The sequence below is a fragment of the Frigoribacterium sp. Leaf263 genome, assembly GCF_001422285.1.
In the GTDB taxonomy this organism is placed as follows: domain Bacteria; phylum Actinomycetota; class Actinomycetes; order Actinomycetales; family Microbacteriaceae; genus Frigoribacterium.
Window position 1 is genome coordinate 253,690 of sequence record NZ_LMMO01000004.1, and the last position, 21,424, is coordinate 275,113.

The following is a 21,424-nucleotide window of genomic DNA, read 5'->3' on the forward strand; positions in this document are numbered from 1 at the left end:
CCGCGAGTGATCGCGGGGCCCCCTCATGATGCGGAACGGGTCAGTGACCCTCGTCGGCCAGCTTCTTGATGCCGGCCTCGACGATGGCCTCGGCTTCGGCGGCGTCGCCCCAGCCCTCGGTCTTGACCCACTTGCCGGGCTCGAGGTCCTTGTAGTGCTCGAAGAAGTGCTCGATCTCTTTACGCAGGTACTCGGGGACGTCCGAGATGTCCTGGATGTGCTCCCAGCGCGGGTCCTTCGCGGGCACCGCGATGACCTTGGCATCGCTGCCGCCGTCGTCGGTCATGTTGAAGACGCCGACGGGGCGGACCTTGACGCCCACGCCCGGGAACAGCGGGTAGTCGAGCAGCACGAGCACGTCGACGGGGTCGCCGTCGAGCCCGAGGGTGTTCTCGAAGAACCCGTAGTCGGTCGGGTACACGAAGCCCGTGAAGAGCACGCGGTCGAGGTAGACGCGACCGGTCTCGTGGTCGACCTCGTACTTGTTGCGGCTTCCCTTGGGGATCTCGATCACGGCGTCGTACGCGGCCATGGGTGCTCCTGCTTCAGTCTCGGGGGCGTGCCGACCAGGCGGGTCGACGGCTTCGCTAACGTTACAAGATGAGCGCCGAGCACCGTCCGACCCGCCCGCGCCTGACCCCGGCCATGGCCGACGTGCGTCGGGCCGTCCGCGCCTCGCTCGACGGGCTGCCCTCCGACGCCCTCGTGCTCGTGGCCCTCAGCGGCGGCGCCGACTCGCTCGCCCTCGCGGCCGCCACCGCCTTCGAGGCGCCCCGGGCCGGCCTCCGCGCCGGGGCCGTCGTCGTCGACCACGCGCTGCAGCCCGGCTCGGCCGAGGTCGCGGCCACCGCCGCGGCCGCCGCCACCGCCCTCGGTCTCGCCCCGGTCGAGATCCGCCGCATCGGGGTCGGCGTCGACGGCGGGCCCGAGGCCGCAGCCCGGGAGGCGCGCTACCGGTCGCTCGACGAGGTCGCCACCGAGACGGGCGCCGCCGTCGTGCTGCTCGGCCACACGCTCGACGACCAGGCCGAGACCGTGCTGCTCGGGTTGGCGCGGGGCAGCGGCCCGGTGAGCCTGCACGGCATGGACGCCGTGTCGGGGCGGTGGCGCCGACCGCTGCTGGGGGTGCGTCGCGAGACGACCCGCGCCTCCTGCGCCGACCTCGGTCTCGATCCGTGGGACGACCCGCACAACGACGACCCCGCGTACGCCCGCGTGCGGGTGCGCCACGCGGTGCTGCCGGTGCTCGAGCGCGAGCTCGGGCCGGGCGTCGCCGAGGCGCTCGTCCGCACCGCCGCGCAGCTGAGAGAGGACAGCGACGCGCTCGACCACTTCGCCCTCGAGCAGGCGGAGGAGGTGGCCGATCATGCCGAGGCCGGCATCTCGCTCGACGTTCGGTCGCTCGCGGCGAACCCCGCCGCCCTCCGCCAGCGGCTGATCCGCCTGGCCGTCTCGAGCGAGTTCGCCGTGACCCTCAGCCGCGCCCAGACCCTCGAGGTGGCGCGTCTCGTGACCGACTGGCACGGCCAGGGGCCCGTGTCGTTGCCGGGCATTACAGTGGAACGCACCGGAGGCGCGCTGCACTTCGCCGCGACCGGCGCCTCCTGAGATCCCCGCCACCGCCCCTCCCCTCACCTCTGGAGCACGACCCCGCCATGGAACTCAGCGACATCGAGAGCGACCTCACCTCCGTCCTCTACACGGAAGAGCAGATCCACGCGAAGATCGCCGAGGTCGCCCGTCAGGTCGAGGCCGACTACGCCGGTCGCGACCCGCTGCTGGTCGGGGTGCTGAAGGGCGCGGTCATGGTCATGGCCGACTTCTCGCGCGAGCTCAAGATGAGCGCGGCGATGGACTGGATGGCCGTCTCGTCGTACGGCTCGGGCACCAAGTCGTCGGGTGTGGTGCGCATCCTTAAGGACCTCGACACCGACCTCCACGGTCGCGACGTCATCATCGTCGAGGACATCATCGACTCGGGTCTGACCCTGTCGTGGCTGCTCGACAACCTGCGCACCCGCGGCGCCGCCTCGGTCGAGATCTTCGCGCTGCTGCGCAAGCCCGAGGCCGCGAAGGTCGACGTCGACGTGAAGTACGTGGGCTTCGAGATCCCCAACGACTTCGTGGTGGGCTACGGGCTCGACTTCGACGAGCGCTACCGCAACCTGCGCGGCGTCGGGGTGCTGGCGCCGCACGTCTACAGCTAGCTCCGGCGCGGGTGCATTAGGCCCACGGCGAACACCCATGGGGCGCATAGGGGGCTCGATGTAACCTTCTGCTCATCTTCTCCCTGCAGAAAGGTCTCGGGCTCCGCCCGTACTGACATGGACTTCAAGAAACTCTTCCGCGGCCCGATCATCTACATCGTGATCGCCGTGATCGGCATCGGCATCGGGTGGAGCGTCATCAGCTCGTCGAGCACGACGCAGGTGTCGACCCAGAAGGGTCTGGCCTCGATCAGCGCCGGCGACGTCAAGTCGGCGACCATCTTCAGCAACGAGCAGCGGGTCGACCTCGTGCTGAAAGACGGCGACAAGCAGGAGCAGTTCTACTACGCGACCCCGCGCGGCGAAGAGGTCGTCACGGCGATCACCGACGCCGACCTCGAGAACTTCGACGACACCGTCACGCAGAGCAACTGGCTCGTGTCGCTGCTCGGCATCCTCCTGCCGTTCCTGATCATCGGCGTGATCTTCTGGTTCCTCCTGTCGTCCATGCAGGGAGGCGGCAGCAAGGTCATGCAGTTCGGCAAGTCCAAGGCGAAGCTGAACTCCAAAGAGACCCCGCAGGTCATGTTCACCGACGTCGCCGGGGCCGACGAGGCCATCGAGGAGCTCGAGGAGATCAAGGAGTTCCTGAAGGAGCCCGCGAAGTTCCAGGCCGTCGGCGCCCGCATCCCCAAGGGCGTGCTGCTGTACGGCCCTCCCGGCACCGGCAAGACCCTGCTCGCCCGCGCCGTCGCCGGCGAGGCCGGGGTCCCGTTCTTCTCGATCTCCGGCTCGGACTTCGTCGAGATGTTCGTCGGCGTCGGCGCCAGCCGCGTGCGCGACCTCTTTGAGCAGGCCAAGCAGAACTCGCCCGCCATCATCTTCGTCGACGAGATCGACGCCGTCGGCCGCCACCGCGGCGCGGGCGTCGGCGGCGGCAACGACGAGCGCGAGCAGACGCTCAACCAGCTGCTCGTCGAGATGGACGGCTTCGACGTCAAGACCAACGTCATCCTCATCGCCGCCACGAACCGCCCCGATGTGCTCGACCCGGCCCTGCTGCGTCCCGGTCGCTTCGACCGGCAGATCGGCGTCGACGCCCCCGGTCTCGACGGTCGCAAGCAGATCCTCGAGGTGCACGGCAAGGGCAAGCCCCTCGCAGCCTCGGTCAACCTCGAGGTCCTGGCCCGCAAGACGCCCGGCTTCACGGGCGCCGACCTGGCCAACGTGCTCAACGAGGCCGCCCTGCTGACGGCTCGCTCGAACGCGCAGCTGATCGACAACCGCGCGCTCGACGAGGCCGTGGACCGCGTCATGGCCGGGCCCCAGCGTCGCAGCCGCATCATGAACGACCACGAGAAGCTCATCACCGCCTACCACGAGGGCGGTCACGCCCTCGCCGCCGCGGCGATGCGGCACACCGACCCGGTGACGAAGGTCACGATCCTGCCCCGCGGTCGCGCTCTCGGCTACACGATGGTGCTGCCCCTCGAAGACAAGTACTCGGTCACCCGCAACGAGCTGCTCGACCAGCTGGCCTACGCCATGGGCGGTCGCGTCGCCGAGGAGATCGTCTTCCACGACCCGACCACGGGCGCCTCGAACGACATCGAGAAGGCCACCGGCACCGCCCGCAAGATGGTCACCGAGTACGGCATGAGCAACAAGGTCGGCTCGGTCAAGCTCGGTCAGGGTTCGGGCGAGCAGTTCATGGGCCGCGACATGGGTCAGCGCGACTACTCCGAGAACATCGCCGAGACGGTCGACGCCGAGGTGCGCGTGCTGCTCGAGCAGGCGCACGACGAGGCCTGGCAGGTCATCAACGACAACCGCGACGTGCTCGACCACCTCGCCTCCGTGCTGCTCGAGAAGGAGACCCTCGACCACGACGAGCTGGCCGACATCTTCAAGGACGTCAAGAAGCTGCCCGAGCGCCCGCAGTGGCTCTCGAGCGACAAGCGACCCGTCTCGGACCGGCCCGCCATCCCGATGCCGACCAAGGCGCCGGTCGACGCGGCCGCGGTCGACGGCGGCGTGGGCTCCGAGCCCGAGGCCGACGGCGCGACCAGCCGTCAGCGCCCGCCGCGCACCACCCCCGGCATCGCCACGGCCTGACCGCCGCTCGGGGCGACCGCACCGGCTCGACGACACCGGTGCGGTCGCTACCCTGGGTATCGATCCTGTTCGTCCCTGCCCGATCGGAGGCGCCACGCCGTGACCGACTCACCGAGCGGAGCCCACCGGGCACCCGACGAGACGTCGGCCAGGCGTGTCTGGAAGCGCCCCCGCGGTCGCGAGCGATACCCCGACCCGGTCGTGCTCGACGCCCCTCCGGCCAGCGCCCCCGCCGCCGGCAGCGAGCGTCGCCTCGTGCTCTCGCTCGGCGAACGTGCGGCGGTGCGGCCGCCGGCCCAGCTGCCCCCGGTCACGCAGACCCCCGCGACGCGCACTCCGGGCGGCCCGGTGGGCGTGACGCCCTCGGCGCCGGCGGCCTCCGCGCCAGCGGCCTCCGCGCCGGCGGCACCCGCCGCCTCCGGTGAGGCCGGTGCCGCGGGCGCGGCCGTCTCCGGTTCCGCTTCCGGTCTCGCTTCCGCTTCCGCGACAGTGGGCGGCGAGGGGGAGCCGACCCGCGCCTCCGGACGCCGCCTCATCGCCGGGGGGCGCTTCGACGGCCCCCTCGACGACCGCGACGCCGCGGCCGCCCGCACCCGGGTCGGGTCGCACGCGGCGCCGGGCCTCGTCGTGCCGCCCGTCCGCGGCGCCGACGAGCTGAGACCCCGCGTCACGGGCGACCGCCGCCCGGCCCCCGAGCCCGACGTCGCCACGCGGGTGCTCGAGGTCGTGCCGACCGGTGCCGGCGCCCACGCGCAGCCGTCGGGCCGCGGCACGCTCGTGATGGGCATCCTCAACGTGACACCCGACTCGTTCAGCGACGGCGGCCGGTACGTCGAGGTCGACGACGCACTGCGGCACGCCCGCGAGCTGGTCGCGGCCGGCGCCGACGTGATCGACGTCGGCGGCGAGTCGACCCGCCCCGGCAGCGCCCGCGTCGCGCCGATCGACGAGCAGCGCCGTGTGCTCCCCGTCATCCGGCAGCTGGCGTCCGAGGGCATCCGCATCAGCATCGACACGATGAACGCGGCCACGGCCTACGCCGCCGTCGAGGCCGGCGCCGAAATCGTCAACGACGTCTCGGGCGGCCTGGCCGACCGCTTCATGGCGCAGGTCGTCGCCGACACCCGCAGCACGTTCGTGGCCACCCACTGGCGCGGCCCCCTCGACGGCACCGACCGGCCGCACTACGACGACGTCGTCGCCCAGGTGCGCGACGAGCTCTCCGACCGGGTCGGCGAGCTCGTGGCGCGGGGCGTCGACCCGGCGCGCATCGTGCTCGACCCCGGCATCGGGTTCTCGAAGGACGCCGCGCAGAACTGGCGGGTGCTCGCCGGTCTGCACGAGCTCGACCGTCTCGGTCTGCCAGTGCTGATCGGGGCCTCGCGCAAGAGGTTCCTCGCCGATCTGCTCCCCGAGGGGGCGAGCGTCGACGATCGCGACCCGGCGACCGCCGTCATCAGCGTGCTGGCCGCGCAGGCCGGCGTCTGGGCCGTGCGCGTGCACGACGTCGCGGCGACCCGGGCGGCGCTCGACGTGTGGGGGGCCTGGCAGCAGGGCGCCCTCCCCAGCCGACCGGCCCGGCACGCATGAGCCCCGACGACCCGCGACCGGTCGAGCCGACCCCGCCGTCGCCGACGCCGACCCCGTCGCCCGTCCCGATCCCCGGCCGGACGCCCGCGCCGACGATCGCCGTCGGCCTCGACGTGCTGCGACTGTCGGGCGTGCGCGCCACGGGTCATCACGGGGTGTTCGACCACGAGCGCCGCGACGGCCAGGAGTTCGTCGTCGACGCCGTCGTCCACCTCGACACCCGTGCCGCGGCGGGCTCCGACGACCTCGAGCGCACCGTCCATTACGGCGTGCTGGCCGAGCAGCTCGTCGCCGCCGTCGAGACCGACCCCGTCGACCTCATCGAGACCCTCGCCGAGCGGCTCGCCGGGGTCGTGCTCGCGTTCCCGGCCGCCGCCCGGGCCGAGATCACCGTGCACAAGCCGAGCGCGCCCATCACCGTGCCGTTCGGAGACGTCTCGATCACCATCGTGAGAGAACGCCCGTGAGCGACGCCACCGGGCCCGTCACCCGCGCCGTCGTCGCCCTCGGCTCGAACCTCGGCGCTCGCGACGAGCTGCTCCGCGACGCCGTGGCCGCCCTCGACGCCGTCGCCGGGGTCACGGTCGTCTCGGCCTCGACGCCGGTCTCGTCGGTGGCGCTGACCCCCGAAGGCCCCGACGAGACGCGCCCCGAGTACCTCAACGCCGTGGCCCTCGTCGAGACCAGCCTCGACCCGATCGCCCTGCTCGACGCCCTGCAGTCCATCGAGTCCGACCACGGGCGCACCCGCGACGTCCGCTGGGGCGACCGCACCCTCGACCTCGACATCGTCGCCTTCGGAGACCTCGAGCTCGAGACGGAGCGCCTCACCCTGCCGCATCCGAGGGCGGCCGAGCGCGCCTTCGTGCTCGAGCCCTGGTCCGAGATCGACGAGGAGGCGCGGCTCGGCTCGCTCGGACGCGTCACCGACCTGATCGCCGCGCTGCCCGACCGGACGCACCCCGTGCCGGGCGCGACGCGGTTGCACGACGGGCGCCGCGCCTCCTCGGCTCCGGCCGTCCGCGACGAGGGAGCCACCGCATGAAGCACACCCGCCCCGCCACCCTCGTCGCGCTCGGCGTCGTCGCCCTCCTCGGCGGGTTCGTCGTCGACACGGCCCTGGTCGCGAACGGGCGGGCCGCGCTCGTGCCGCCGGTGCCGCTCGGACTCGTGCTGCTCGCCATCGGCGGCATCGTCATCAGCCTCGCGGTGCCCGTGCGACGCGTCGCCCGAGGCACCAGCACCGACCGGATCGACCCGTACTACGCGACCCGCGTGCTGCTGCTCGCGAAGGCCAGCAGCCTGTCGGGCGCACTGTTCGGCGGGGCCGCCGCGGGGGTGCTGATCTTCATGCTGACTCGCGGCGTGAGCGTCGCGGTAGGCTCGCTCGTGCCCACGATCGTCGCCGTCGTGGGGGGCCTCGCCCTCCTGGTGGCGGGCGTCGTCGCCGAGCGCATGTGCACGGTGCCGCCGGGCGACGACGACGGCGGACCGGGGGCGCAGGCGGTCTGAGGGCCGTCCCGCCTCGCCCGTGATCACCGGAGGAGCCCGCGCCATGGATCGACTCGACAGCGCCTACGACGACATCGCCCGCGGCGACGACCACCCGGACGGCGCGCACGCCGTCTCGGACGGACCCGACGCCGGTCCGACCGCCGGCGTCTGGACGGGCGTCTCGCCGAAGTACGTCTGGCCCGAGCTGATCGGCTGGGTCGTCACCGGGCTGATCGTCGCGGCCGCGACGACGCCCCTGTGGCTGCTCGACCGGTGGTGGGCGTACGGCATCACGGCCGCGGTGGTCGTGATCTTCGCCCTGGTCGCCGCGTTCACCCCGCGACGGGTGCGGGCGATCCGCTACCAGCTGCGCGACGACGACCTGCTGCTGCGCAAGGGCGTCATGTTCGTCCGCTTCGTCGCCGTCCCCTACGGCCGCATGCAGCTCATCGACATCAACCGGGGGCCCGTGGTGCGCGCCCTCGGTCTCAGCGACCTCAAGTTCGTCACGGCCGCGGCCGCGTCGGGCGTCACGATCCCCGGCGTGCCGGCCGACGACGCCGACGCGCTGCGCGATCGCCTCGTGGGTCTGGCCGAATCGCGGCGGGCGGGCCTGTGAGCGACGGCGCCCCCGACGGCGACCACGGCTCGGCCCCCGCGGGCGCGCAGCCGGACGCGCAGTCTGGCTCCGCCCCGCTCGGCGGCTCGGCCCCGCCGGAGGTCGCGGCGCTGACCGACGGCGAGTGGCACCGGCTGCACCCGGCGACGCCCGTGCTCAAGGGCGGCATCGCGCTGGTCGTGGCCCTCGGCATCATCATCAACAACGCCCGTGACTGGGTGCTCGAGCTGTTCCTGCCGGGTGGTCGCCGCGGCGGCCACGACGAGGGGGACGCCTTCGGCTACGTCTGGCAGAACGGCTGGTTCGGCTTCGCGCTGCTCGGCCTCGTCGTCGTGATCGCGGCGCTCGTCGGCCTGTTCTGGCTGTCGTGGCGCATGAACACGTTCCGCGTGACGGAGGAGATCGTCGAGATCCGCAGCGGCGTCGTGTTCCGCACGAACCGTCGGGCGCGGCTCGACCGGATCCAGGGCATCAACATCCAGCGGCCGCTGCTCGCACGGATCTTCGGCGCGGCTCGGCTCGAGGTCAACCAGGCGGGTGACGACGCCAACGTGGTGCTGGCGTATCTGAAGGGGGCCGCGGCCGACGACCTCCGGCGCGAGATCCTGCGCCGCGCCTCCGGGGCCCAGCGTCCGGAGCGCTCCGGCCCGACCGCGGGCGGGCGGTCGGCGGTCGACGGCCCGGGAGGCGCGGTGACCGGACCCGGCGGAGCCCCCGTCCGCAGCGGACTCGGCCACGTCGTCGAGCAGCGGGCCCACGAGCTCCTGGCCCCCGAGCTCGACCCGCGCGAGGTCGACCCCGACTCGGTCGTCCGCATCGCGCCGGGCCGTCTCATCGGCTCGGTGCTGCTGAGCGGCTACACGCTGTTCATCATCGCCGCCGCCGTGGCCGTCGCGGTCAGCATCGCGGTGACGGGCGAGTTCTTCCTGCTGTTCGCCCTGCTGCCGGCGCTGCTCGGCTCGGGCGGCTTCTACGTCAACCGCGTCTCGAAGTCGCTGCGCTTCAGCATCGCGTCGACGCGCGACGGGGTCCGCATCGGCTACGGCCTCTTCTCGACGACGAACGAGACCCTGCCGCCCGGGCGCATCCACTCGGTCAAGGTCGGTCAGCCGCTGCTCTGGCGGCCCTTCGGCTGGTGGGAGGTCTCGATCAACCGGGCCTCGCGGTCGAGTGCGAAGGGCGCCGACGGGCAGAGCAACACGAGCATCCTGCCCGTGGGCGACATCGGCGACGTGCGGCGCGTGCTCGAGTTCGTGCTGCCCGAGCTGGTGGGGGTCGCCGCCGCCGACGCGGACACCGAGGAGGCGCTGGTCGCCTCGACCGGGCCCCTCGCCACCGATCCGGCGGGCGTCGCGCGCGAGTTCCGCGAGACCGCCGGCGAGCACGCGGCGCGCACCGTCTCGATCGTCGAGCAGAGCCTCACCTCGACGGGCGCCGACGGCGGCTTCACCGTCTCGCCGCGTCGCGCGGCCGTGCTGCGCTGGTTCTCGTGGCGTCGCAACGGGTTCCGCTCGGCGCCGGGCGCCGTGCTGCTGCGCACCGGCGCGGTCTGGCGCCGACTCGTCATCGTGCCGCTGCCGCGGATGCAGAGCGTCGCGCTCCGACAGGGGCCGCTGCTGCGTCGACTCCGGCTCGCCGAGGTGAGCGTGCACACCGTCCAGGGGCCGATCACCGCCGAGATCGGGGCGCTCGACGAGCACGACGCCCTCGGCTTCTTCCACGCGGCGTCACGCGACGCCGTCGGCGCGGCGCGAGCCGACCGGACGCACCGCTGGCTGTCGGCCGCCGTGAGCGGGGCGTCCTCCGAAGCCGCGCCTCCTGCGGGGACCGTCGCCGCGCCTCCTGCGGCATCCTCTGCGGAGACTCCGCCCGGGGCCGGGGGCGCGCCTCCCGCGGAGACTCCGCTCGGGACCGTCGCCGCGCCTCCTGCGGTCTCTCCCGATCCGGCGGCCACCGGGGCCGGGGCCGGGGCCGACGGCGCGGGGGAGCGCCCGTGAGCCCCCAGCGCAGCGGCCGACTCGGCGTCGGCGTCATCGGGGCGGGGCACGTCGGGCCGATCCTCGGGGCGGCGCTCGCCGCGGCCGGGCATGCGGTGGTCGGCATCTCGGCCGTCTCCGACCGGGCTCGGGACCGCGCCGAGGCGATCCTGCCCGGCGTCCCGATCCTCACCGTGCAGCAGGTCGTCGAGCGCAGCGAGCTCGTGCTGATCGCCGTGCCCGACGATCAGCTCGCCGACCTGGTGTCCGGCCTCGCCGAGACGGGCGGCTGGCAGCCCGGGCAGCTCGTCGTCCACACCTCGGCCGCCCACGGGCTCGAGGTGCTTCGACCCGCGCTCGCCGCCGGCGTCATCCCGCTCGCCATCCATCCGGCCCTCACCTTCACGGGCACGACCATCGACCTGGTGCGCCTGCGCGGCGCCTATTGCGCGGTCACGGCTCCCGTGCCGGTGCAGCCGATCGGGCAGGCGCTCGTCGTCGAGATGGGCGCCGAGCCGGTGCTCGTCTCCGACGCCGACCGCCCCCGGTACGCCGAGGCCGTGGCGACGGCGACGGAGTTCTCGGCCGCCATCGTGCGCCAGTCGGTCGACCTGCTCGCCGAGCTGGGGATGCCCGAGCCCGGCCGGGTCATCGCCCCGCTCGTGCGGTCGGCGATGGACCGCGCGCTCGGCATCGCCGAGGGGTCCGTCGGCCCCGGTACCATCGACGTGGCCTCGTTCGACGACGGGTCGTCCGCATCCGGTGGCCCGGGCGCCTGACCGGCACCGCGCCTCCCACCCCTCTCTTTCCCGCTGGAGCAGCTGACACATGACCGCCTCGTCCGACCCCACCCCCTCGCCCGCGATCGACGGTGCCGCCGGCGCCGACGGCCAGGCGGTCAGCGAGGAGGCGCGCGAGGCGTCGGAGCAGAAGCAGGTCCGCCTCGCGAAGCGGCAGCGCCTGCTCGACTCCGGTCGTGAGGCCTACCCGGTCGGGGTGCCCGTCACCGACACGATCGCGGCCGTCCGCGCACGCCACGTCGACCTCGAGACCGACAGCCGCTCGGGCGACGTCGTCGGCCTCGCCGGCCGCATCGTGCACGCCCGCAACACGGGTAAGCTCTGCTTCGCGGCGCTGCAGGCCGGCGACGGCTCGCGCATCCAGGCGATGGTGTCGCTCGCCGAGGTCGGCGAGCAGTCCCTCGCCGACTGGAAGGAGCTCGTCGACCTCGGCGACCACGTCTTCGTCACCGGCGAGGTCATCTCGTCGCGTCGCGGCGAGCTGTCGATCATGGTGACCGACTGGACCATCGCGTCGAAGGCGATCCTGCCGCTGCCGAACCTGCACGGCGAGCTCAGCGAAGAGACCCGCGTCCGTCAGCGCTACCTCGACCTGATCGTCCGCGACCAGGCCCGCGCCACCGTACGCGCCCGCGCCGCGGCCGTCGCCTCGCTGCGTCGCACCTTCGACTCGCACGAGTACCTCGAGGTCGAGACGCCGATGCTGCAGACGATGCACGGCGGGGCCGCGGCCCGGCCGTTCCAGACGCACAGCAACGCGTTCGACACCGAGCTGTTCCTCCGCATCGCGCCCGAGCTGTTCCTCAAGCGCGCCGTCGTGGGCGGCATCGACCGCGTGTTCGAGATCAACCGCAACTTCCGCAACGAGGGCGCCGACTCGACGCACTCGCCCGAGTTCGCCATGGTCGAGGCGTACCAGGCCTACGGCGACTACGAGCAGATGGCCCGTCTGACGCAGGAGATGGTGCAGAACGCCGCCCTCGCCGTCGCCGGCACCCACGTCGTGACGCTCGCCGACGGCACCGAGTACGACCTCGGGGGCGAATGGGCCCGAGTGCCGATGTACGAGTCGCTCAGCGAGGCCGCCGGCGTCGAGGTCACCCCGACGACGTCGGTCGCCGACCTGCAGGCGCTGGCCGCCACGGTCGACCTGGTCGTGCCGCACGAGACGCACGGCAAGCTCGTCGAAGAGCTCTGGGAGCACTTCGTCAAGCCGTCGCTCGACCGTCCGACCTTCGTCATGGACTTCCCGGTCGACACGAGCCCGCTCGTCCGCAGCCACCGCTCGAAGCCGGGCGTCGTCGAGAAGTGGGATCTCTACGTCCGCGGATTCGAGCTGGCCACGGCGTACTCCGAGCTCGTCGACCCGGTGGTGCAGCGCGAGCGCTTCGTCGAGCAGGCCGCCCTCGGGGCCCGCGGCGACGTCGAGGCGATGCGCCTCGACGAGGACTTCCTGACGGCGCTCGAGCACGGCATGCCGCCGAGCGGCGGCATGGGCATGGGCATCGACCGCCTGCTCATGGCGATCACGGGCCTGGGCATCCGCGAGACGATCCTGTTCCCGCTGGTGAAGTGACACCGCGGGACGTACCCTTGACGAGTGCCTGAATCGTACCTCGGAGCGTTCGTCTTCTCGCTGACGCCGACCATCGTCGTCGGTCTCATCTTCTGGTTCGTCGTGCGCTCGCTGATCCGGGCCGACCGGACCGAGCGCTCCGCGTACGCGAAGATCGAGGCGGAAGAGCGCGCCAAGGTCGCGGCCGCCGACTTCGAGACCGAGCGCCTGGCGGCCGACCGTCGGGGCGCCGACCACCTCGACGACGGTCCGCGGCCCGCCACCCCGTAGCGCGCCTCCTCGGCTTCGACCCTCCGAACGCCCGCCCGACCACGTCGGCGGGCGTTCGCGCTGTCCGGTCGCATCCGCTTTGCGCACTCGAAGATGTCCCCCTAGCCGGTATCCGAACGGCCGGTGAAGACGAGGTGAAGAAAAGGCGAGCAGCACGCGTCGAACTGTGCATCGCGGCGGACTGTCACCCCTCACCGGCTCGGATGCGCCTCGGGAGGCCCGGAGATCCGGGCTTCCCTTGAGGATCGGCTCGGTGAGATGTACCCCGCTCGGGAGGGCGAGAGGCCTACACCCGATCGAGGCTCGCCGTCAAAGCCAGTTCGTTCTCGTACCCCGTCCGACTCGAAACCCTGTGTGCCTGCTCCGAGAACCCCCGCGAAGCGCTTCCGCGGCTTTCGCGCCGAAACTCCCGCACGCCAGACTCGTATCACGCCGAAGAGCTTCACGAACTTATTCGACAGCAGCACAGTCAGCATTCGAAGCAGGGAGAGAACGATGACGAACACCTCCGTCACCACGCGCAACACGAGCACCGACACAGCGACCGACGACACCGAAGTCGAAGTCCTGTCGCAGGTCCGCGGGGCCTCCACCGACCAGGTCGGCGACTACCTCCGCCACATCGGCCGCATGCCCCTCCTCGACGCCGCCGAGGAGACCGAGATCGCCCGTCGTATCGAGGTCGGCCTGTTCGCCGCCGAGAAGCTCAAGGACCTCCAGGCCGCCGACGCGATCAAGAAGGACCGCACCAAGGCCCACGCCCAGATGATGCGCGACCTCAAGTGGCTGCAGCACGACGGCGAGCGTGCCAAGGACCGCATGATCACCGCGAACCTGCGCCTCGTCGTCAGCATTGCGAAGCGCTACACGCAGCGCGGCCTGCCGTTCATGGACGTCATCCAGGAGGGCAACCTCGGCCTCGTGCGCGCCGTCGAGAAGTTCGACTACACGCAGGGGTACAAGTTCTCGACCTACGCCACCTGGTGGATCCGCCAGGCGATCGCCCGCGGCCTCGCCGACAAGGCGCGCGCCATCCGCATCCCCGTGCACACGGTCGAGCGCATCAACCGCATCTCGCGGGCCGAGCGCGACCTGACCGTCGACCTGGGCCGTGCGCCCACCGTCGAGGAGGTCGCCGCCGAGGTCGCGATGGAGGTCGCCGACCTCGTCGAGCTCAAGTCGCGTTCGCACGAGCCCGTCTCGATCCACACCGTCGTCGGCGACGCCGAAGACAGCGAGCTGGGCGACTTCATCGAAGACGAAGAGACCCCCTCGCCGACCGCAGCGACCGAGAACTCGCTGCTCAACCGCGACATGCACGCCCTCGTGGCGACGCTGCCCGACGACGAGGCCCGCGTGATCCGCATGCGCTTCGGCCTCGACGACGACCAGCCGATGACCCTCGACGAGATCTCGAAGCGCGTCCACTCGTCGCGCCAGGCCGTCTCGCGCGTCGAGAGCCGCGCCCGCCTGCGCATGTTCGCCAAGGCCGTCAGCCAGGACCTCCAGCTGTACCTGCAGTAGGACGCGTCTGCTTCTCCGCGTCGGAGGGCCGCCGCCCCGAGTCCGCTCGGGTGGCGGCCCTACTCCGTGCGCCCCGCCCCTGGCCACGGTGGTCGGTGACAGCCCTTCGCGGCCAGCTGCAGGGACGTTCTCCGCCACCGTCGAGCTGGGTTGAGTGGGCCTCTGGCCTGGGTGGTCAGAAGTAGCCCTTCCCGGCCTGCTGCAAGGACGTTCTCCGCCCACCGTGAGACGTCGGCTCTGGGCGACCAGGGGCTCCCCCGGCAGGGCGAGTCCTCCCCGATCGCCTCACGGGCCGAATCCTCCCCAGAGGGCCAAGCCGAGGAGGGGCGGGTCGACTCCATCACGCCAGTCTCGGCTCATGCCCCGCATCCCTCTGCCCCCTGACCTCGTCGATCGTCCGTTCTCCGTCGCCGAGGCGACAGGAGCTGGAGTCGGAGGCAAGCGCCTCCGCGGCCCCGATCTCGTGGCACCGCATCGCGGAGTCCGTGTCGGCTCCGAGCGCGGCGCGATTCACGACGGTGCCACGAACGCCGCGAGGCCGCTCGGCCTGGCGTCGGTGCCATGCCTAGCCGGGACCGGATCGGCCGCCCTCGCGAGCCCATCGGCCATGGTCGTCGATCGAGCACTGGCGCTGCAGCCCGTCATGCTGAACGGCTGGGTCTTCTCACACACGACGGCGCTGGCGCTGTGGGGTCTGCCCGTCCCGCTCCGTGTCAGCACCGGGATCGAGCCGTTGCATGTCAGCACGAGCGTCGGGCGCGGACCACGTCGGCCAGGCGTCGTCGGGCACCGGTCGGCCCCGACGCGACTCTCCGAGCCGATGCGGCTCGATGTCTCGTCGTCGGCACTCCCGCGCACCGAGAACTCGACCCGACGAGAACTCCCGGTCGATGATCCTCTCTCGGCTTGGGCGCGATCCGGCGCCCTGCTGACCCTCGACGAGCTCGTCCGCGTCGGCGACTCTCTGGCCGGTTCATGGTCGCCTCACGCGGAGGCGCGCGAACGGCCGATCGACGACCTTGTCGCTGCGATCGCCGCCGTGGGTCGGGTACCGGGTGCCGGGCGCGTTCGAGCCGCGCTCGAGTTCGTCCGCTCGGGCGTCGAGTCACCGAGAGAGACCGATCTGCGCCTTCTGCTCGTCCGCGCCGGGTTGCCCGAGCCCGAGATCAACCAGCCGACCTACGACGCCAGCGGTCGCTATCTCGGCAAGCTGGATCTGCGGTACCGGTGGTGCAAGGTCGCGATCGAGTACGAGGGTGACGAGCACCGGCTCGATCGTCGGAGATTCCGGAACGACATCCTGAGGCGAGAGCGCTTCGCCGACGCGGGCTGGCGGACGGTCCGCTGCACGGGCGACGACCTCGACGGGCGGCGGGCCGCGGAACTCATCGCCCGCGTCGAGCGCCTTCTCCGTTAGAGGCGACAGCCTCAGATGTCACTGAGCGGGTGGGTAGAAGATGCTCTTCCGTGCCTGGCAGAGGGTCACGTTCGACCCCGCCGAGTCCGGTCCGGGTCAGGTTGGTCAGAAGGTGCCCTTCAGTGCTGAATGAAGGGCGACTTCTGACCACCGATGCAGCCGAGCTGGTGACCATGGTCAGAAGGTGCCCTTCAGCGCCGAACGAAGGGCGACTTCTGACCACCGTCGCCGCCGCGGCGAGAGGGCGCGCGACCGCGGCGTCAGCGGGCGGAGTCGACGTCGGCGGAGCGGGCGCCGCGCTCCGCCCGCTCACGGAACCGCGCCCGCACGTCGCTCGGCACCAGCTCGAGCAGCTGGTCCTCGCGCAGCGGCAGGTCGAGCAGGCTCAGCTTCAGCCGCCCCTTGCGGCCGTGGCGGTCGGCGTCGAGTCGGATGACCTGCCCCGCGTCGCGCCGAAGGCGCAGGCGGATGACGCACCCGGCGCTCACGTCGGCCATGACGCGCCCGTCGATCTCGAGCGCGGCCGAGTGCGTGCCGTCGCCGATCTCGAACCGCAGCAGCTCGCGCGGACCCAGCACCACCGAGCGGTCGATGCCCGACATGGGCGCGACCGGCGTGACGACGACGGCGGCGACGGCCGGCGACAGGATCGGCCCTCCGGCCGCGTAGTTGTAGGCGGTCGAGCCGGCCGGCGTCGAGGCGACGATCGCATCGGCCTTGTAGAAGCCGTAGGGGGTGTCGTCGAGCACGAGGTCGGCGGTGACGACGCCCTCGCCGGGGCGCCGTGCCACCGAGACGTCGTTGAACGCCAGGTAGGTGCTCTCGGAACCGGACGACGTGTGGGTCACCTCGAGGGCATGGTGCGCCTCCAGCGAGAACTGCTTCTCGCCGATCCGATCGAGGGCCTCGGGCAGGTCGCGCGGCTCGACCTCGACCAGGAACCCCACGTTGCCGTAGTTCACACCGAGCACGGGCACCGGCCGCTCGGCCACGAGACGCATCGCGCCGAGCATCGTCCCGTCGCCGCCGAGGGCCACCACCACCGATACGCGCTCGCGGAAGACGCTCTCGTCGACGAGCTCGACGCCGTCGCCGACCCGGGCCGCGTCGGCGGTCATCGCGAGCAGGTGGGCGTCGGATCGCGCCGTCCAGTCACGGAGGATCGCGACGCTGTCGATGACCGACTTGGTGGGGTGCGGGACGAGGCCGACGGTGAAGGTGCCCATGGGGCCGAGGCTAGTCGCCGGCCCTGTCAGCCCGACCCCGGAGGCCTCCCGCGGCCCGCCGCGAGGACGCTCTATGCCCCCAGCGAACAGGGGCTGATTAAGCGGTGTCCCGTGGTTACTCTCTGTGTAAACCGGTGCCACCCCCTGCGGGCACCGACTGCGTATCGGTGGCGACAACTCCACCCCGTCACCAAGGGAGCAAAGAAGATGTTCGAGAGATTCACCGACCGTGCCCGTCGCGTCGTCGTCCTCGCCCAAGAAGAGGCGAAGATGCTCAACCACAACTACATCGGTACCGAGCACATCCTGCTCGGTCTCATCCACGAGGGCGAAGGCGTCGCCGCCAAGGCCCTCGAGTCTCTGGGCATCTCGCTCGACGCCGTGCGCGAGCAGGTCCAGGACATCATCGGCCAGGGCCAGCAGCAGCCGACCGGCCACATCCCCTTCACGCCCCGGGCGAAGAAGGTCCTCGAGCTGAGCCTGCGCGAGGCGCTGCAGCTCGGCCACAACTACATCGGCACCGAGCACATCCTGCTCGGCCTCATCCGCGAGGGCGAGGGAGTCGCCGCTCAGGTGCTCGTGAAGCTCGGCGCAGACCTCAACCGGGTCCGCCAGCAGGTCATCCAGCTCCTGTCCGGCTACCAGGGCAAGGAGGCGGTGGCCGTGGGCGGAGAGGCGACCCAGGGCGCGCAGGGCGGCAGCCAGGTGCTCGACCAGTTCGGTCGCAACCTGACGCAGGCCGCGCGCGACAACAAGCTCGACCCGGTCATCGGACGCGAGAAGGAGATGGAGCGGGTCATGCAGATCCTCTCCCGCCGCTCGAAGAACAACCCCGTCCTGATCGGCGAGCCCGGCGTCGGCAAGACGGCCGTCGTCGAGGGCCTGGCCCAGGCGATCGTCAAGGGCGAGGTCCCCGAGACGCTGAAGGACAAGCAGCTCTACTCGCTCGACCTCGGCTCGCTCATCGCCGGCAGCCGCTACCGCGGCGACTTCGAGGAGCGCCTGAAGAAGGTCACCAAGGAGATCCGCACCCGCGGCGACATCATCGTCTTCATCGACGAGATCCACACGCTCGTGGGCGCCGGTGCCGCCGAGGGAGCCATCGACGCCGCGTCGATCCTCAAGCCGCTGCTCGCCCGTGGCGAGCTGCAGACGATCGGCGCGACCACGCTCGACGAGTACCGCAAGCACTTCGAGAAGGACGCCGCTCTCGAGCGCCGCTTCCAGTCGGTCCAGGTGCACGAGCCGTCGCTGCCCCACACGATCAACATCCTCAAGGGGCTGCGCGACAAGTACGAGGCGTTCCACAAGGTCTCGATCACCGACGGCGCCATCGTGTCGGCGGCGAACCTCGCCGACCGCTACGTCAGCGACCGGTTCCTGCCCGACAAGGCGATCGACCTGATCGACGAGGCCGGCGCCCGCCTGCGCCTGTCGATCCTGTCCGCCCCGCCCGAGCTGCGCGAGTTCGACGAGCGCATCGCCGGCGTCCGCGGTCAGAAGGAGGGCGCGATCGAAGACCAGGACTTCGAGAAGGCCGCCTCCCTCCGCGACGAGGAGAAGAAGCTGCTCGGCGAGCGTCTCCGTCTCGAGAAGCAGTGGCGTTCGGGCGAGGCCGGGGCCGGCGGGACCGTCGACGAGGGCATCATCGCCGAGGTGCTCGCCCAGGCGACCGGCATCCCCGTCTTCAAGCTCACCGAAGAGGAGACCTCGCGTCTCGTCTTCATGGAGAAGGCGCTCCACCAGCGCGTCATCGGTCAGGAGGAGGCCATCGCGGCCCTCTCGAAGACCATCCGCCGCACGCGCGCCGGTCTGAAGGACCCGAACCGCCCCTCCGGGTCGTTCATCTTCGCCGGCCCGACCGGCGTCGGCAAGACCGAGCTGGCCAAGGCGCTCGCCGAGTTCCTGTTCGATGACGAGGGCGCGCTCATCTCGCTCGACATGTCGGAGTACGGCGAGAAGCACACCGTCTCTCGTCTGTTCGGCGCCCCTCCCGGGTTCGTCGGCTTCGAAGAGGGCGGCCAGCTGACCGAGAAGGTCCGCCGCAAGCCGTTCTCCGTGGTGCTGTTCGACGAGATCGAGAAGGCCCACCCCGACATCTTCAACTCGCTGCTGCAGGTGCTCGAAGAGGGTCGTCTGACCGACGGTCAGGGTCGCGTCGTCGACTTCAAGAACACGGTCATCATCATGACGACCAACCTCGGGTCGAAGGGCATCGCGGGCGGACCGGTCGGCTTCCAGAGCGACAGCGACACGGCGACCGGCTACGACCGGATGCGCGCCAAGGTCAACGAGGAGCTCAAGAAGCACTTCAAGCCCGAGTTCCTCAACCGCGTGGACGACACCATCGTCTTCCCGCAGCTGAGCAAGCCCGAGCTGCTGCAGATCGTCGACCTGTTCGTGAAGCGCCTCTCGGAGCGTCTGCTCGACCGCGACATGACGACCGCGCTGACGCTGCCCGCGAAGGAGCAGCTCATCAAGATCGGCTTCGACCCGTCGCTGGGTGCTCGTCCGCTGCGTCGTGCGATCCAGCACGAGGTGGAGGACCGCCTGTCCGAGCGCATCCTCACGGGTGATCTCACCGCAGGCGACCACGTCGCGATCGACTTCGTCGACGGCGAGTTCACCTTCGAGACGTCGCGCCAGCCCGGTCGCGACGAGGTCCTGGTGGGCGACGCCCCCGAGATCGAGAGCTGATCGACGCGTCACCTGATTCACCGCGAGGGCGGTCCGGCTCCGGCCGGGCCGCCCTCCGGCGTTCCCGGGGGAGCCGACCCGCGCCTCCTCGGGGGGGCCGACCCGCGCCTCCTCGGGGCCGTCCGAGCCGAGGAGGCGCGGGTCGGCCTGAGTAGGCTGGCCCGATGACCACAGCGGACCAGTTCGGCATCACCGTCCGCGATGCCGTCGTCAGCGACGTGCCGCACATCCAGCGGCTCTGCGAGCCCTTCGTGCAGAAGCGGATCCTGCTCGGCAAGGACCTCGTGACGCTCTACGGCGACGTGCAGGAGTTCCAGATCGCCGTCGGCCCCGACGGCACCCCCATCGGCTGCGGCGCGCTGCACGTCATGTGGGACGATCTGGCCGAGGTGCGGACCCTCGCTCTCGATGCCGCCTGGATCCGTCGCGGTGTCGGCCACCGCCTCCTCGAGGCCCTCGAAGGCGCCGCGCGCCGCCTCGAGATCGGCCGCCTGTTCTGCCTCACGTTCGAGGTCGACTTCTTCGAGAAGCACGGGTACCTCAACGTGGGCGACGAGGGGCTCGTGCCGCCCGACGTGTACGGCGAGCTCGTGCGATCGACGGACGAGGGCGTGGCCGAGTTCCTCGACCTGGCGCGTGTGAAGCCGAACACGCTGGGGAACTCGCGCATGCTCAAGGCGCTGCCGCCGCTCTCGGCCTGAGGCCGCGACTGCTGGGCCGATTCTCAGCCCACACGCCGTCCGCGTGCCGGGATCGCGGGCTGACCTGCGGTTAGCTTGGGCGCATGTCGACGTTCACGAATCCGACGGGGCCGCAACCGCCTTCGGTGTACTGGCGCCGACGAGCCGTGGTGGCCCTCGGGCTGATCGCCGTGATCGTCATCATCGTGCTGATCGTCGTGCGACCCGGGTCGAGCAGCGGCGAGCCGGGCACGGCGCCGACGTCGAGTGCTCCGCCGGCCGACGAGGCCCCCGCCGACACGGCGACGGAGCCGGCGGCCGCCGAGACCGCACCCGCCGCCGACGCGACCGCCGAGCCCACCGCCGGTGCGTCGACCGCCGACGGGACGGCCTGCGACCCCGGTGACATCGCCCTCGCGGCGATCCTCGACAAGGAGTCCTACGCGCCCACCGAGCTGCCGCAGATGGCCATGTCGATCACGAACACCGGCGACTCGGACTGCGTCATCGACCTCGGGTCGAACCAGCAGCGCCTGGTCGTGTCGAGCGGCGAGGAGCAGTACTGGTCGTCGAAGGACTGCCAGGTGAACGGCACCGACCAGGACGTCACCCTCACCGCCGGTCAGACCCTCGAGACCCCGGCGATCGCCTGGGATCGCACGCGTTCGTCGCCCGACACCTGCGACAGCGAATCGCGCGACGCCGTGCCGGCCGCGGGTGCCACCTACCGCCTGTCCGTCTTCGTCGGCGACATCACGTCCGCCGACGCCGCCCCGATGATCCTGAACTGAGCCATGAGCGAATCCTCCTACCGTTCCGAGCAACTCGAGCAGGCCCTGGCCGAGCAGGACGTCGCCGGGGTGGCCTTCGCCCTGCGCCATGACGTGGTGGTGGTGCCGAAGCTGGTCGCCGAGGGGGCCGACGGCGTCGCGTTCGGCGCGACGGAGCAGGTGCGGGTGTTCGGGCGCGAGAACACCGAGAAGCGGATCCTGCTGCTGTTCTCGTCGGACGAGGCGTACGCCGCGATGGTGCCGAACGACACGAACCGTCAGGTGATGCTGTACGACGCTGCCGCGCTGCGGGCCTTCCTCGAGGTGCATCTCGACGTGCTCGAGCAGGTGTTCTTCGACATCGCGGGGCCGCACACGATGGCCGCGACGCCGGAGGACCTGCTGAAGGCGCTGCGGTAGCGGTCGCGGCTGTCGGCGGCTGCGGCTGCTCGCGCCATCGCGT

20 protein-coding genes are annotated in these 21,424 nt (G+C 71.6%); 18 read left to right on the forward strand and 2 right to left on the reverse strand.

All coding sequences use genetic code 11. From position 1 onward, the window contains the following. Positions 1-40 precede the first annotated feature (40 nt). Entirely contained in the window at positions 41-532 is a 492-nt protein-coding gene (gene ppa, locus ASF17_RS10460) for an inorganic diphosphatase (RefSeq protein WP_055799285.1), read from the reverse strand. Between the two features lie 68 nt (positions 533-600). On the opposite strand from ppa, the gene tilS reads away from it, so the two are divergent. The 14 genes from tilS (at position 601) to ASF17_RS10530 (ending at position 15,588) form a co-directional block, all read left to right on the forward strand. Continuing rightward, complete coding sequence (gene tilS / locus ASF17_RS10465) at positions 601-1,608, forward strand: tRNA lysidine(34) synthetase TilS (RefSeq protein WP_055799289.1); 1,008 nt, start codon at positions 601-603, stop codon at positions 1,606-1,608. Positions 1,609-1,655: 47 nt separating this feature from the next. Then, the gene (gene hpt / locus ASF17_RS10470; RefSeq protein WP_055799292.1) at positions 1,656-2,207 is read left to right on the forward strand and encodes a hypoxanthine phosphoribosyltransferase; all 552 of its coding nucleotides are present in this window, start codon (positions 1,656-1,658) and stop codon (positions 2,205-2,207) included. 117 nt (positions 2,208-2,324) lie between these two features. Then, entirely contained in the window at positions 2,325-4,322 is a 1,998-nt protein-coding gene (gene ftsH / locus ASF17_RS10475) for an ATP-dependent zinc metalloprotease FtsH (protein ID WP_055799295.1), read from the forward strand. A gap of 780 nt (positions 4,323-5,102) precedes the next feature. Continuing rightward, positions 5,103-5,912: a dihydropteroate synthase gene (gene folP / locus ASF17_RS16145; protein WP_055800672.1), complete on the forward strand. Its 810-nt coding sequence runs from the start codon at positions 5,103-5,105 to the stop codon at positions 5,910-5,912. Continuing rightward, positions 5,909-6,379, forward strand: coding sequence for a dihydroneopterin aldolase (gene folB, locus ASF17_RS10485; RefSeq protein WP_082475270.1), 471 nt, complete (start codon positions 5,909-5,911; stop codon positions 6,377-6,379). The genes folP and folB overlap by 4 nt, the downstream gene beginning before the upstream one ends. Next, on the forward strand, positions 6,376-6,957 hold the full coding sequence (gene folK / locus ASF17_RS10490) for a 2-amino-4-hydroxy-6-hydroxymethyldihydropteridine diphosphokinase (protein WP_082475271.1): 582 nt from the start codon (positions 6,376-6,378) through the stop codon (positions 6,955-6,957). Before folB ends, folK begins: the two co-directional genes overlap by 4 nt. Beyond that, positions 6,954-7,424: a DUF3180 domain-containing protein gene (locus tag ASF17_RS10495; protein ID WP_055799298.1), complete on the forward strand. Its 471-nt coding sequence runs from the start codon at positions 6,954-6,956 to the stop codon at positions 7,422-7,424. Before folK ends, ASF17_RS10495 begins: the two co-directional genes overlap by 4 nt. 43 nt (positions 7,425-7,467) lie before the next feature. Next, on the forward strand, positions 7,468-8,025 hold the full coding sequence (locus tag ASF17_RS10500) for a PH domain-containing protein (RefSeq protein WP_082475272.1): 558 nt from the start codon (positions 7,468-7,470) through the stop codon (positions 8,023-8,025). Beyond that, the gene (locus ASF17_RS10505; protein WP_082475273.1) at positions 8,022-10,022 is read left to right on the forward strand and encodes a PH domain-containing protein; all 2,001 of its coding nucleotides are present in this window, start codon (positions 8,022-8,024) and stop codon (positions 10,020-10,022) included. The genes ASF17_RS10500 and ASF17_RS10505 overlap by 4 nt, the downstream gene beginning before the upstream one ends. Next, positions 10,019-10,780: a Rossmann-like and DUF2520 domain-containing protein gene (locus ASF17_RS10510; protein ID WP_055799301.1), complete on the forward strand. Its 762-nt coding sequence runs from the start codon at positions 10,019-10,021 to the stop codon at positions 10,778-10,780. The genes ASF17_RS10505 and ASF17_RS10510 overlap by 4 nt, the downstream gene beginning before the upstream one ends. Positions 10,781-10,829: 49 nt before the next feature. Beyond that, positions 10,830-12,377 (forward strand): lysine--tRNA ligase, encoded by a 1,548-nt coding sequence (gene lysS / locus ASF17_RS10515; protein WP_082475274.1) that lies wholly within the window; start codon positions 10,830-10,832, stop codon positions 12,375-12,377. Positions 12,378-12,401: 24 nt separating this feature from the next. After that, positions 12,402-12,647, forward strand: a complete 246-nt coding sequence (locus tag ASF17_RS15310) for a hypothetical protein (protein ID WP_082475275.1) — start codon at positions 12,402-12,404, stop codon at positions 12,645-12,647. A gap of 495 nt (positions 12,648-13,142) precedes the next feature. Then, positions 13,143-14,171 (forward strand): sigma-70 family RNA polymerase sigma factor, encoded by a 1,029-nt coding sequence (locus ASF17_RS10525; protein ID WP_055799304.1) that lies wholly within the window; start codon positions 13,143-13,145, stop codon positions 14,169-14,171. Positions 14,172-14,778: 607 nt separating this feature from the next. After that, positions 14,779-15,588: a hypothetical protein gene (locus ASF17_RS10530; protein ID WP_055799310.1), complete on the forward strand. Its 810-nt coding sequence runs from the start codon at positions 14,779-14,781 to the stop codon at positions 15,586-15,588. Positions 15,589-15,848: 260 nt separating this feature from the next. Here the strand turns inward: ASF17_RS10530 and ASF17_RS10535 are convergent, their stop codons facing one another. Next, positions 15,849-16,814 carry an NAD(+)/NADH kinase gene (locus ASF17_RS10535; RefSeq protein ID WP_055799313.1) on the reverse strand — a complete coding sequence of 322 codons (966 nt, stop codon included), beginning with the start codon at positions 16,812-16,814 and terminating at the stop codon, positions 15,849-15,851. Between the two features lie 207 nt (positions 16,815-17,021). Between ASF17_RS10535 and ASF17_RS10540 the strand changes: the two genes are divergently transcribed. The 4 genes from ASF17_RS10540 to ASF17_RS10555 all read left to right on the forward strand — a co-directional run bounded on the left by ASF17_RS10540 (position 17,022) and on the right by ASF17_RS10555 (position 21,381). Continuing rightward, entirely contained in the window at positions 17,022-19,511 is a 2,490-nt protein-coding gene (locus ASF17_RS10540; protein WP_055799316.1) for an ATP-dependent Clp protease ATP-binding subunit, read from the forward strand. Between the two features lie 164 nt (positions 19,512-19,675). Then, complete coding sequence (locus tag ASF17_RS10545; protein ID WP_055799321.1) at positions 19,676-20,212, forward strand: amino-acid N-acetyltransferase; 537 nt, start codon at positions 19,676-19,678, stop codon at positions 20,210-20,212. Between the two features lie 83 nt (positions 20,213-20,295). Continuing rightward, the gene (locus ASF17_RS10550; RefSeq protein ID WP_055799324.1) at positions 20,296-20,982 is read left to right on the forward strand and encodes a hypothetical protein; all 687 of its coding nucleotides are present in this window, start codon (positions 20,296-20,298) and stop codon (positions 20,980-20,982) included. Between the two features lie 3 nt (positions 20,983-20,985). After that, entirely contained in the window at positions 20,986-21,381 is a 396-nt protein-coding gene (locus tag ASF17_RS10555; protein ID WP_055799327.1) for an SseB family protein, read from the forward strand. Positions 21,382-21,424 lie beyond the last annotated feature (43 nt).